At 37.5% G+C, this 13,230-nt stretch carries 9 protein-coding genes; 7 read left to right on the top strand and 2 right to left on the bottom strand.

Annotated features, from left to right (window positions below; all coding sequences use genetic code 11):
• Window positions 1–928 precede the first annotated feature (928 nt).
• Entirely contained in the window at window positions 929–2,236 is a 1,308-nt protein-coding gene (locus tag ACFINY_RS06090; protein ID WP_375612016.1) for an MFS family transporter, read from the bottom strand.
• A 213-nt stretch (window positions 2,237–2,449) separates the two neighbouring features.
• On the opposite strand from ACFINY_RS06090, the gene ACFINY_RS06085 reads away from it, so the two are divergent.
• The 7 genes from ACFINY_RS06085 (at window position 2,450) to ACFINY_RS06055 (ending at window position 11,274) form a co-directional block, all read left to right on the top strand.
• On the top strand, window positions 2,450–3,244 hold the full coding sequence (locus ACFINY_RS06085; RefSeq protein WP_375612017.1) for a thymidylate synthase: 795 nt from the start codon (window positions 2,450–2,452) through the stop codon (window positions 3,242–3,244).
• The gene (locus ACFINY_RS06080; RefSeq protein ID WP_375612018.1) at window positions 3,241–3,750 is read left to right on the top strand and encodes a dihydrofolate reductase; all 510 of its coding nucleotides are present in this window, start codon (window positions 3,241–3,243) and stop codon (window positions 3,748–3,750) included. The genes ACFINY_RS06085 and ACFINY_RS06080 overlap by 4 nt, the downstream gene beginning before the upstream one ends.
• A gap of 119 nt (window positions 3,751–3,869) precedes the next feature.
• A complete protein-coding gene (gene hflK / locus ACFINY_RS06075; RefSeq protein ID WP_375612019.1) occupies window positions 3,870–5,009 on the top strand; it encodes an FtsH protease activity modulator HflK in 1,140 nt (379 codons plus the stop codon).
• A gap of 2 nt (window positions 5,010–5,011) precedes the next feature.
• Complete coding sequence (hflC, locus tag ACFINY_RS06070; protein WP_375606990.1) at window positions 5,012–5,950, top strand: protease modulator HflC; 939 nt, start codon at window positions 5,012–5,014, stop codon at window positions 5,948–5,950.
• Between the two features lie 151 nt (window positions 5,951–6,101).
• Entirely contained in the window at window positions 6,102–7,625 is a 1,524-nt protein-coding gene (locus tag ACFINY_RS06065) for a Do family serine endopeptidase (RefSeq protein ID WP_375612020.1), read from the top strand.
• 706 nt (window positions 7,626–8,331) lie between these two features.
• Window positions 8,332–9,204: a tRNA (adenosine(37)-N6)-dimethylallyltransferase MiaA gene (gene miaA / locus ACFINY_RS06060; RefSeq protein WP_375612021.1), complete on the top strand. Its 873-nt coding sequence runs from the start codon at window positions 8,332–8,334 to the stop codon at window positions 9,202–9,204.
• A 270-nt stretch (window positions 9,205–9,474) separates the two neighbouring features.
• A complete protein-coding gene (locus tag ACFINY_RS06055) occupies window positions 9,475–11,274 on the top strand; it encodes an acetolactate synthase 3 large subunit (protein ID WP_375612022.1) in 1,800 nt (599 codons plus the stop codon).
• Between the two features lie 1,200 nt (window positions 11,275–12,474).
• On the opposite strand, the gene ACFINY_RS06050 is transcribed toward ACFINY_RS06055, so the two are convergent.
• Entirely contained in the window at window positions 12,475–12,696 is a 222-nt protein-coding gene (locus ACFINY_RS06050) for a hypothetical protein (protein ID WP_375612023.1), read from the bottom strand.
• Between the last annotated feature and the right edge of the window lie 534 nt (window positions 12,697–13,230).

The raw sequence follows: 13,230 nt of genomic DNA, 5'->3' as shown, positions 1-13,230 counted from the left end.
ACTTTTCTTCTTTTTAAAGCTATTTACGATGTGCATTATAAAAACGCCATTGTATCATGATAATTTTTTAGGGAAACATAAAGATTTTTTCTAGAGCTATCAGTGGTGTTTTGGGCTCATGGTGTTGTTACATTGCGTAAATCATACGCTTTTTACTATCCTTAAGGAAATATTATTTTTTGTTTGATTGTGAATTATTTGCATATGCAGAGTGTTTATGAAGATATGATACTCTTTAGTTTATATGCTTGATGTTGTTTCGTAAAATGATGTTATTGACTATTTCATGCGAGGTTGGTGTATCTGTTAAAATACTTTTTATGAATGAGCTTAAGTGTTAAGGGGGAGTACAATATTAAGAGTTCGTCAAAAGTATAATGATAGCGGCTTGCACTTTTATTAAGTGTAAAGAGAGTAATGTTCATGTTTATATTTTACGGGGCTTTTACGTTATGTCATTCACGGGTGTCGTTGTGAAATGGAGTTGGGTGCATTGAGAAATGTTTCTCAAAAAAGTGTGCGAATTCATAATATAATGGTATTTTCTATTTTCATGAAAGAATTTGTTTTGCATGAGGGGGTACTATTAAGAACGTATTAAACAAAATCATGAGTGTAATCTTTATTATTGATAAAATTATCTTGAAAGATAATCACTTTTCTTCGATTTTGAGTGGGCATGGGAATATTAAAATAAATCAAACGTTTTTTATCTTCAGTGAATTAAATTCAGCTAAAGAAGTATTTATTACATAATAATATGAAGCCATTTATTTTTATAAGCGGCGTGTGCAGGAGGGAACATTGCTTCTTTAGAGTGTTTGAAGGGATAAAAAATTGTGAGCTTTAAACTTCTATCGGAAAGAATATAAAAAAGCCCAGTACTCTGGGCTTTTTTGTTAAAATCCTTGTTTGTTAACATTAAAGGTTAATGAATATCGTCTCCTTGTAAATACCCTTTTTTGCGAGCATCTGGCATTAAGAGAACAGCAATGAATGCAATAATCATCATGCCGGTTATATAAAAATAGAAGACAGATTCATATCCAAGATCTTTTAATCCAAGTGCGACATATTCAGCAGAACCGCCAAACAGTGCGTTGGCAATAGCATAAGAGAGCCCAACTCCTATTGCTCGTACTGAAGCAGGAAACATTTCTGATTTTACAATGCCAGAGATAGATGTATAAAAGCTCATAATGCAGAGCATTCCAGTAATGACTGATAAAGCAATCCATGTACTATCAGTACTACCAATCATATTAAGTCCAGGAATGGTAAAGATAATAGATAAGACACTCCAAATAAGGAGTGAAGTTCTTGTTCCAATTTTATCTGCAAGAGCACCAAAGAGGGGTTGGAGTAACATGAAAACAAAGAGTGCAGCTGTCATGATTGTTGTGGCTGTATGTTTATCAAAGCCAGTGGTTGTGATCAGATATTTCTGCATGTAAGTCGTATAGGTGTAGAATGTGAGCGATCCTCCAGCTGTAAAGCCAATAACCAGAAAGAAAGCTTTTCGGTGGTTGCTCAGAAGTCCCCTAATACTACCAGCTTGTGCACTAGAACGACTTTCTTTGGTCGTTGTCTCATGGAGTGTGCGGCGTAGATAAATCGCAACAATTGCGCCGCATCCACCAATGGCAAATGGAATACGCCAGCCCCACGCTTTTAGCTGATCTTCGGTGAGATAAAGCGCTAAAATGAATATAACGAGACTGGCTAGAAGTTGACCTCCAATCAGTGTGGTATATTGGAAAGAGCTAAAAAATCCGCGGCGATTTTTGAGGGCGATTTCGCTCATATAAGTTGCTGTTGTACCATATTCACCACCGACAGAAAGCCCCTGAAGCATTCTGAGTAAAAGTAAAAGAATTCCTGCTGCCATTCCAATGGTTTCATAGGTAGGAAGTAGGGCGATTAAGAACGAACCACCACACATCATAAAAACAGAGATAAGCATTGAGCGTTTGCGTCCGTAACGATCGGCAATGAAGCCAAAAAGCCATCCGCCGATTGGGCGCATAAGAAAACCAATAGCAAAAACACCCGCCGCTTTTAAAAGTTGCGTAACGTCATTGCCATCTGAGGGAAAGAATTGTGATGCAAAATAAATAGATGTAAAGGAATAAACATAAAAGTCATACCATTCTACTAGATTACCTGATGCACTGGACACGATAGCCCAGATACGTTTTCTTGTATCATGTGGTTTTAAAGCTTCTTGTTTTTCCATAGTCGATCCCTTTATTTGATGTTCATCCATCTTTGTTCATTTATGTCATTTTTTTAGAAGCTGTCTATAGTATTTTATCTTTTGCATCAAAAATTTAGTCAGATCATGATAATTTCTTGTGTAAGATGTTTTTGGAAAAAGATTTGAATTATGTTTGTACGGATTTTACAGTTTTTATTTTCTATAATAAGAAGAATCGGACATAATACCCTCATGAAATCATATCTTGCTCTTTTATCTCATGTTTTAAATCAGGGTATTGATCGGACAGATCGAACGGGTGTTGGAACGCGATCTATCTTTGGGTATCAGATGCGCTTTGATTTACAAGCAGGATTTCCGTTGTTGACAACAAAGAAACTACACTTACGTTCAATTATTTATGAACTTTTGTGGTTTCTTAAAGGCGATACAAATATCGCTTGGTTGAAAGAGCATGGTGTGTCAATTTGGGACGAGTGGGCTGATGAAAAGGGAAATCTTGGTCCTGTTTATGGTTATCAGTGGCGTTCTTGGCCTGCTCCTGATGGACGCCATATTGATCAAATTAACAATCTTTTAACAATGATTAAGGAAACGCCAGATTCTCGTCGCTTGATTGTATCAGCTTGGAATCCTGCATTAATAGAGGAAATGGCGTTGCCTCCGTGTCATTGTCTTTTTCAATTTTATATTGCGGAGGGGAAATTATCTTGTCAACTTTATCAGCGTTCGGCGGATATTTTCTTAGGTGTTCCATTCAATATTGCATCCTACGCATTGCTAACGATGATGATTGCGCAAGTAAGCGGTCTTAAAGTAGGCGATTTTATTCATACTCTGGGAGATGCTCATCTTTATTCTAATCATTTTGAACAGGCAAAATATCAATTGTCTCGTAGACCAAATGCTTTGCCATGTATGCGCATAAATCCAGCGGTAACAGATCTTTTTTCTTTTCAATTTGAGGATTTTGAGTTGCTTAATTATGAAGCACAACCCCATATTAAAGCGCCGGTAGCAATATGACGATTTCCATTTGTTTAATTGCTGCTGTTGCAGAAAATGGTGTTATCGGTCGTGAAGGTGTAATGCCGTGGCATTTATCAACGGATTTGCAACGCTTTAAAGCTTTGACATTGGGTAAGCCCATTGTTATGGGGCGAAAAACTTGGGATTCTATTGGGAGACCTTTACTAGGGCGTACAAATATCGTTATTACACGTGATTGTACCTTTTGTGCTGAAGGGGCTGTTGTTGCTCACTCTTTATCGCAAGCTTGTTCTCTTGCAACAAATGTTGCTTCTCAAAATGATGTAGAGGAAATTTTTATTATTGGTGGTGGTGAAATTTTTCAACAAGGGTTGCATATGGCTGATAAAATATTCCTTACAGAAGTTTTAGCTTCTATAGAAGGTGATAGTTTTTTTCCTGTTTTTGATAAAGAAAAGTGGACTATTGTGCAAACACAAGATATTCCAAAAGGGGATAAAGATAGTCATCCGACACGTTTTGTTGTTTATGAGCGGAAATAATTTTTTGTAATATGAAGTGGAAGGGTTTATCAGTTGTATTGTAATGAGGTAAGAGACACCCTATAAGATCAAGCAAATGGTTGGTGTTCGAGTAGTGGTAATCAGTTAAAGAGGTGATAATGCCCTGGACAAATCAAAATGGTGGTGGCCCGTGGAGTGGCGATAAAAACAGTGGTGACAAAAAAACACCAGCTAAGAATCTCTTTGGTTCTGGTGGCGGTAATGGTGGCGAAAATGGTCCTAATCTTAATGAAATTTTGCGCAAAGGGCAGGATCAATTTAAACAATTCGGGAGAAGCAGTTTTTCTGTTTTATTCCTTCTGCTTATTGTGTTTTTTTGGCTATACCAGTCAATTTATATTGTTCAGCAAAATGAACAAGCGGTAGAGTTGCGCTTTGGCATCCCTAAAGAAGGCATTATTGGTGATGGGTTGCATTTTCATTTTTGGCCAATTGAGACCTATATGAAAGTCCCTTTAACGGAAAAAACAATCGCGATTGGTGGGAAGCCCGGTCAGGCGCAACAAAGTGATGGTTTAATGCTTTCGAGTGATCAAAATATCGTTAATGTTAATTTTTCCGTTTATTATCGGATTTCATACCCTAGTCAGTTTTTATTCAATGTGAATGATCAAGAGGGAACTGTCCGCCAAGTTGCTGAGAGTGCAATGCGTGAGGTCATTGGTTCGCGGCCGGTTGATGATGTTTTACGTGACAAGAAAGAAGAAGTTGCTAATGACGTTAGAAAGATTATTCAGTTGACTGTGGATAAATATCAACTTGGTGTCGAAATAAGCCGTGTTTCTATCAGTGAAGCTGCTCCTCCGACAAAGGTTGCTGCTGCGTTTAATTCTGTTCAGCAGGCGGAGCAGGAACGTGGAAGAATGATTGAAGAGGGGAATCGTGTTCGTTTTACGAAAATTGGTTTAGCAAATGGTGAAGCTTCACGCACACGGGAAATCGCAAAAGGTGAAAAGGCACAAATGGTTGAAGAGGCAACAGGGCGTGCTGAACGTTTTCAGGCGATAGCTCGAGAGGCTGCGATTTCACCAGAAGCTGCTCGCTACCGTCTCTATATGGAGACGATGGGGCGGATTCTTTCTTCACCAAATAAGCTGGTTCTTGATCAGGCAAATTCTCCAGCGGTGCCTTATTTACCTTTGAATGAATTGTTGCGTAGCAAGTCATCGGAAAAAGTAAAGGCAACAGCAGCGCGTCCTGCGTTACTCTTAGATTCTCGTATTTCTGGAGGAGATTAATTATGCAGCAATCTCGCTTTTTGTTTGTTTTTAGTGCTATAGTGTTTGTTTTGATGATTTTGTGGATGTCCGTATTTATCGTCTATCCTCGTCAACAAGTAGCAATTAAGCGTTTTGGACAAATTGTTCAGGTAGAATCTAATCCTGGAATCTATTTCAAGGCGCCCTTTATCGATAAGATGATCATTGTTGATAATCGGTTATTGCGTTACGATGTTCCTACACAATCTGTACAGGTTCGTGGTGGTGCGTATTATGAGGTGGATGCGTTCTTTATTTACCGTATTACAGATCCTAAGTTGTTTTTACAGCGCATTGCTTCTGGGCGTCCACAAATTGCGGCACGTGAAAACCTTGCACCACGGTTTATTGACGCTTTGCGTGCTGTTTATGGTAAGCGAGAATTTAAAGCAGCCTTATCGGATGAACGAGGCGCGATGATGGCTGAAGTACAGAAGCAATTTTCTGTAGATGCAGGCTCGTTGGGTATTACCATTGTTGATGTGCGTATTCGTAAAACCGATTTGACTGATGCTGTTTCAGAAGATGTCTATCGGCAAATGGCAGCTGAACGTGAAGCTGCTGCGGAAAATATCCGGGCTCGTGGTCAGCAGGAGCGAGATCGTATTGTGGCAGAAGCTAATCGTGAATATGAAGAAATTGTAGCAGCTGCAAAGCGTGATGCTGAAATTACCCGTGGTGAAGGTCAAGCTGAAAGTATTCGTCTTTTATTGAATGCGAGGGAGGCTAATCCGTCTTTTTACGATTTTTGGTTGGCGATGGAACAATACAAGAATTTAGAGAAAACACCGATGGTGATTTCTCCAAATGAGGATTTCTTTTTCTATTTTCGTAATCCGCCGCAGGCAAATAAAGCATTCTTACCGACAATGAATACTGGCCTCAGTAAAACTGATCCAAAATCGGGAGAGAATAGATAAAATAATGGATTGCAGATACGAGATTTTGCATGAAAAGAATGATCTGTGACCATTTTCTTTTATGGTAAAAGTGGTAGAGAGTATCGAGCCGTGCTGGTTTTACGTAGATAAATTTAGTGGGGCTCTTTGCATCTTTGATTAAAGGCATGTCATGGATAGAAGTGTCGTGAGTAAAAATACGTTTTTAAAGTTTTTTATCACAAGAGTTGTTTTTTGTGTGACTTTGTTTCTATCAGGATCAGTGAGTTTGTCTTGGGGAGCCGAGACAAGCAAGGCATTGCTTTCTATTCCTGATTTAGCTTCTGAGCTTTTGGAAACAGTTGTGAATATTTCCACGGCGCAGACTGTTGAAGGAACAGAACAGGATGCAAACACCTCGGTACCCGTTATCCCAAAAGATTCATTGCTGGAGGAATATTTCAGTGATTTTTTTACACCCAAGGATGGTCAAAAAGATAGTCAATTTCAAAAGGTGCGTTCTTTAGGGTCTGGTTTTGTGATTGATGCGCAAAAAGGGATTATTGTTACAAATTATCATGTTATTGTAGATGCTGATGATATTGAAGTTAATTTTACGGATGGGACAAAACTAAAGGCAAAGCTTCTTGGAAAGGATAGCAAAACTGATTTGGCGTTGCTTCAAGTCGATGCAGGAAGTAAAAAATTAAAAGCTGTGCGTTTTGGTGACTCAGAAAAAGCACGTATTGGTGACTGGGTTATGGCTATTGGTAATCCTTATGGTTTTGGTGGAAGTGTGACGGTTGGTATTATTTCTGCACGTAACCGTGATCTTAATGCTGGTCCCTATGATAATTTTATTCAAACAGATGCAGCAATTAATCGGGGAAATTCTGGTGGGCCGTTATTTGATAGAAATGGTGAAGTCATTGGCATTAATACAGCAATTGTTTCACCTTCGGGAGGATCTATCGGTATTGGATTTGCTATTCCATCGGATATGGCTCTTTCTGTTATTAATCAATTGCGTGATTTTGGAGAAATAAGGCGTGGTTGGTTGGCTATTCGTATTCAGCCGGTAACAGAGGATATTGCAAAAAGTTTAAAATTGGATAATGCTGTGGGAGCATTGGTGGCTGGTAAAATAGAACAGACGGAAGAAAATAATGTAGATAATAGCCAGTTACAAACTGGAGATGTTATTCTTTCCTTTGGTAATTCCAAAATTAAGCATGCACGTGATTTGCCGCGTTTAGTTGCAGAAAGTTCAGAAGGAAAAGTGGTGGACGTTACTATTTTACGCAATGGGCAAGAAGCAACAGTAAAAGTTAAGCTTGGACGTTTGATTGAAACAGATCCAAATGAAGATACAGAAGAAGTTGATGATAAAAAAAATCAAGATCTGTCGAAAAACGTGACAATGCAATTTATGGGAATGACGTTATCTGAACTGACAGAGGATTTGCGTCATCGTTATTCAATTTCAGATAAACTTCGAGGACTAGTGGTGACATCTGTTGCACAAAATAGTGCAGCGGATAAAAAGCGTATTCGCGTTGGTGAAGTGATTGTTGATATCAATCAGAGTTCTATCACAACAATTGATGAGGCTAAAAAACGTATTCATAAATTACGTGAAGCTGGACGCAAAAATGCTCTATTTATTGTAGCGTGTCCAGATGGAGAGTTACGGTTCGTAACGCTCCTAATGGATTGATCCTTAAAAAATTATTTTTTGTTTTTTATCAGCCTTAGTGTGTGGGATATTTTGCAAGTCAGCCATGTGATGTCCAATATTTCTCAAGCTCATTTCACGATAGAGAGTATGGGGTGTGCAATATAAAATCCATTGGAAATCATTATATCTTTATGCTGAATATCAAAGTATAAATTGGTGTCATCATAGTATTTTTCAGTTCTCAATATTGTAACAGCCTAGACTTTGAAATGCTGCATAAGAGATATTGGTACACCTTTCTTAAGTCCATTTTTATCTCTGCTTGTGATGCGCAAGTAAATGGTATTGATATGATACTTTATGAGGCTCTTATTATAAACCGGCGTAGCATGCTATTTTTATAGGAAAAAATAAAGCTATTTGATTGTATAGATTAAACTTAGTATTATTTTCATAAATGATGACAAAGAGTATATTTTTAATGGCCTTAACGGACAGAATTATTATAGCTGTGGTTTGTTATTGAATTATGATAGCAAAAAATGCTTGGAAATTCCTTTGGTGTTGTTATTAAGTCCATTTTTTCTTTTTTATAAGTTTCATAAGGGGCTTTGTCTTAAGGGGAATTTGTGTTCGTATTTTTTGTTTGAAGTATTTACTCTATGATAATGGAGAGAAAATACAGGAAGACTTTAGGGGTGTCTGCATGTTGTAATAAATTATTGATTGGGAGAAATTGCTATTCATGGCACAGAGAACAGTTACATTAATAGCGGGGCCAACGGCAAGTGGGAAGTCAGAACTTGCCTTGCAAATGGCTCAAGAAAAAAATGCTCTCATTATTAATACTGATTCAATGCAGGTTTATGATGTTTTAAATATTTTAACGGCACGGCCGAGGGAGGCTGATACCGCGATTGTTCCCCATTATCTTTATGGTCATGTGAGTCCTATTTTGAATTATTCAGTAGGGCAATGGTTGTGTGATGTCGAGAGGCTATTGGCTACTTTTTCTTTAAGATCAGTTATTTTTGTTGGTGGAACAGGACTTTATTTTCGTGCTCTTTTAGAGGGGATTTCGGAAATCCCTCATGTTCCAGATGTTGTGCGGCAGAAGTGGCGTTTGCTGCTTGATAAAGAGGGACCTGAAAGTCTTTATCGCCAGTTGTTGCAGATTGATGCTGTTGTTGCTGAAAAAATTTCTTCGCACGATAGACAGCGTATTGTCCGTGCTTTGGAAGTTTATGATGCAACCGGTAAGACGCTCAGTTGGTGGCAGAAACAAAAAACAACACCTCTCATTGCGCCAAATTTGACCGAAAAAATTCTTCTCATGCCACCACGTTCTCTGCTTTATGAACGTATTCATAAACGCTTGGATTCTATGATTGAAAGAGGAGCTTTAGAAGAAGTGGTGGCTATGAAAAAACTTAAACTTTCCCCTTCTTTACCGGCAATGAAGGCTATTGGTATACCTGAATTTATGGCTTATTTGGATGGATATAGAAGCTTTGAGAATGCTCTTGAAGCGGTAAAAATACAAACGAGGAGATATGCAAAAAGACAAATGACATGGTTTCGTAATCAATTTGATGAAGAATGGATGCTTACTTTTTGATAAAAGAATTAGAGCTTTGCAAAGAAACTTATCGAAAGATAAAATATAATTCGTGAAAAAGAAATTTTTTAGAAAATATAATTTTTTATTGACGAATGGTATCAATGGAATTAGAAATCTCTCTACAAGGAATTTTTTATATATTTTATACGTTGGAATAATGGGGGTAATCATACAGTATGTGTTGTGTAATGGGCTCCTTTGGGGGCTTTTTTTATGGGCTCCGTTAGGGGCTTTTTTATTGTCCTATAAAGTAGGTGAGTGGGAAAAATGAGAAATGATCCAAGAAAGCAAGAGAGTGCAGATGGAAAAATAATGTCGGGCGCTGAAATAGTGGTTCAAGCTCTTATAGATCAAGGCGTTGAACATATTTTTGGTTATCCTGGTGGGGCTGTTTTGCCTATTTTTGATGTTCTTTATCACCAAGATACACTCCAGCATATTTTAGTGCGCCATGAACAAGCCGCAGGGCATGCAGCTGAAGGCTATGCACGCAGCACAGGGAAGGTAGGGGTTATGCTTGTGACGTCTGGTCCAGGGGCAACGAATGCTGTTACACCTTTGCAAGATGCTCTTATGGATTCGATACCTCTTATTTGTTTTTCTGGGCAGGTGTCAACAACGGTGATTGGAACAAATGCTTTTCAAGAGGCTGATACAGTTGGAATTACAAAGCCTTGTACGAAGCGTAATTGGCTGGTTAAAAATGTCAATGATCTTGCGGCTATTATTCATGAAGCTTTTTTTCTTGCTCAATCAGGTCGTCCTGGGCCGGTTTTGATTGATATTCCTAAGGATGTTCAATTTGCTTCAGGATTTTATAGAGCACCTCAAGTTCAGGAGTCTTTACATTCTTTTCCATCGTTGAAAGGGAATACTAAGGCTATTGAATCTGCCGTTTCTCTTTTAGTTGAGGCAAAACGCCCTATTATTTATTCTGGTGGTGGTGTTATTTCATCGGGGATGAAAGCTATACAGCTTTTACGTAATTTGGTTCAATTGGGGGATTTTCCGATTACTTCAACATTAATGGGACTTGGTGCTTATCCTGCTTCCGGTAAAAATTGGCTTGGAATGCTTGGAATGCATGGAACCTATGAGGCTAATATGGCCATGCATGATTGTGATGTCATGTTAGCTGTTGGAGCACGATTTGATGATCGTATCACCGGGCGCCTTGATGCATTTGCACCTCATGCGCGTATTATTCATATTGATATTGACCCTTCTTCTATCAATAAAATTGTAAAAGCAGAAGTTCCAATTATTGGTGATGTGGCTTGTGTTTTAGGAGATATGACGCAACTCTTAAAGATACAGCAACCAGCGTTTAACAGTGAAGTCCGTGAGGCGTGGTGGACGCAAATTAACCGTTGGAAAGCTCGTAATTCATTGGCATATGCGGAGAAAAAAGATGTCATTATGCCGCAATATGCTCTTGAACGACTTTATGCTTTTACCAAAGATGTCTGTCCTTATATTACAACAGATGTTGGACAACACCAGATGTGGGCAGCGCAGTATTATCACTTTGATGAACCAAAACACTGGATGACTTCTGGTGGTCTTGGAACGATGGGATATGGTTTACCTGCTGCTATAGGTGTTCAAATAGCGCATCCTGATGCGCTTGTTGTGTGTATTTCTGGTGATGCCTCCATTCAGATGAATATTCAAGAGCTTGCAACAGCTATTCAGCATGACACACCGGTGAAAATTTTCATTTTAAATAATCAGTATATGGGAATGGTCCGCCAGTGGCAGCAATTGCTGCATGGTAATCGTCTTTCTCATTCTTATACGGAATCTATGCCTGACTTTGTGAAATTGGCACAAGCTTATGGAGCCGTGGGAATTCATTGTTCAAAACCCGATGAACTTGATGATAAAATTCAGCAGATGATTGACTGTGATAAGCCTGTTCTTTTTGATTGTCGTGTTTATCATTTAGAAAACTGTTTTCCTATGATCCCATCGGGATGTGCTCATAATGAGATGTTATTACCCGATGAGGCAAGCGAAGAAGCTATTGCAAATGCTATTTCTTCCGAGGGAAAGATTCTTGTATAAAATGAATATGTTAACAAAATGGTGAAGGATGGTGATGATGAAGTCTTTGGAGTCTTCATCTCTGTCACTTCTTTGTGGAGAGTTCCTATTATCCTTAGAGCTCATTTTATGATTTTCATTCTTTGTTTAAAGACATGGGGTGTATTATTATTTGTTCATCTAAAAAATGTTATAAGTCGTGTGCACAATTATGTTTGAATTTATTTGTACGCGATGTTTGTTTTTTTAATTCATATGTTCACATTAATAGCTATTTCGTTGCATTTTTTAGATAATACATTGAATTATCTGTTATAAATTAATTATGTTGTCTCATATATGAATGATTTCATCGTGCAAGAAAAAAAGCCACAGTGCTTGAAGGGTGCAACCATGCAAGCCGTCATACTTGTGAAAACAATAGAAAAGTTTGTTACTATGTTTTGGTTTTGCATTATGAAATTACTCCAAATAGCTCTTTCAGGGGCTTGATAGGAAAATCCCCTAGCGGTTTGAAAGGAAGGGAAAAAATAACAAAAATCAAATGCAGCCATAGAAAACCAATAGGTCACCATAGCTTATAATCAGGTATGATTATGCGGGAGAAACCTATACATATGAGATGTATCGTCAATATATAAACCAGAATAATACTCAACATCATATCATTATCAGGATATTAACATTGAAAATTAAATACTCTTTCTTTTATTTGTTCTATATATCTATGATTCCATAAATCTGCAGACACAAACACTCTTTGAATCCACCGCATTGGATTTTCATAACTATCAAATGATCCAAAAAATTTATCTCTAGAGTGTAGGGTCATTCTGTTATCAATGTATAATAATCTTTCTGGTTGTACATCAATTCCAAAAGATACAGCCTTAATAGCTTCATAAAAATGATCTGAAGCTTTCTTGGCTTTTTTGACTGTGGCTCTAACATGCCTGGATAAAAAACAGCGCTGATATCTGGGAATTCACCGTCCCCTTGAACTAGGGGCACTTTACTTGTAGAGGTTACCCCATTTTTTCTCCATCTATAGGGAACATTAATTATATATAAATTATCCCTTAAGCTCCTCAAATCCTCCTCACTTAAAAGTTTTAAGGCTAGACGTGCATCAGATATTCTCGTTAACGGGCCATCAACACCATTGCGAATACCAGATAAAAGTATCACCTTTAGGAGATAAATTTAAATCCGTTATAAATTTTAGTGCAGCATTTTCATATGAAAATCTAACTCAACTTCAGATCCTAATCCTGTATAATCTTTTTTATTATCCTCTAAAGGAACTAGGTTATTTACTATATGTTCGCCTTCAAACTTAATTGAATAAGGCTCTCCGATCAATAAAGAAAACATTATAATTAAATTTTCGCTAATATAGCCACTTTTACAAGACACATCTAAATTGTAAGGATTAGGTGACATAATTAATTTGTTTATCAACAGGAAGGTTTTCAAAGATTAAATATGGTCTAGGGGTAATAGACACCTTTTGGTTCATAAGAATTGTCAATATTCTATGGGGTAGCAGCGAAAATGCTATTTTTTTAACTCAACCGAATATTCAATACCACCGTATGGATCATAAATAACATGGTCTAAAGCCTCTCAAAGTTTGTCTCTTTCGACATTGCTCAACTAAAAAGTATTTTCCATTTATCATTATAATTTCCCCAATTATATTTCCCTACTTTTTTATTAAAAAAGTGAAAAAAAAATAATTAAAATCAGCTATGTTAGTAAATAAGTGTCTGTAAAATCTTGGATTAATCCAAATAATGGTGGAGTAGTAATAATTGCGATTTGATTTACAGATATTGCTAAACCCAGAGAAAACACAACGCTTTCTTTCGGTTTAAGAGTCTACAATATAAGCAGCTCAAGGGCCATACCATTCCATTCCCAAAAAACTAACCAAGCAGATAAAATAGTTAAATAAATTATGGATCCACTCATGCT

The organism is Bartonella sp. AA23NXGY (assembly GCF_042197165.1).
Lineage (GTDB): Bacteria > Pseudomonadota > Alphaproteobacteria > Rhizobiales > Rhizobiaceae > Bartonella.
This window is presented reverse-complemented; position numbering and strand designations above follow the sequence as displayed.

Excerpts from the sequence above, each read along its gene's own strand:
- ACFINY_RS06090 (WP_375612016.1), bottom strand. The coding sequence starts at position 2,236 with ATGGAAAAACAAGAAGCTTTAAAACCACATGATACAAGAAAACGTATC.
- ACFINY_RS06085 (WP_375612017.1), top strand. The coding sequence starts at position 2,450 with ATGAAATCATATCTTGCTCTTTTATCTCATGTTTTAAATCAGGGTATT.
- ACFINY_RS06080 (WP_375612018.1), top strand. The coding sequence starts at position 3,241 with ATGACGATTTCCATTTGTTTAATTGCTGCTGTTGCAGAAAATGGTGTT.
- hflK (WP_375612019.1), top strand. The coding sequence starts at position 3,870 with ATGCCCTGGACAAATCAAAATGGTGGTGGCCCGTGGAGTGGCGATAAA.
- hflC (WP_375606990.1), top strand. The coding sequence starts at position 5,012 with ATGCAGCAATCTCGCTTTTTGTTTGTTTTTAGTGCTATAGTGTTTGTT.
- ACFINY_RS06065 (WP_375612020.1), top strand. The coding sequence starts at position 6,102 with ATGGATAGAAGTGTCGTGAGTAAAAATACGTTTTTAAAGTTTTTTATC.
- miaA (WP_375612021.1), top strand. The coding sequence starts at position 8,332 with ATGGCACAGAGAACAGTTACATTAATAGCGGGGCCAACGGCAAGTGGG.
- ACFINY_RS06055 (WP_375612022.1), top strand. The coding sequence starts at position 9,475 with ATGAGAAATGATCCAAGAAAGCAAGAGAGTGCAGATGGAAAAATAATG.
- ACFINY_RS06050 (WP_375612023.1), bottom strand. The coding sequence starts at position 12,696 with ATGTCACCTAATCCTTACAATTTAGATGTGTCTTGTAAAAGTGGCTAT.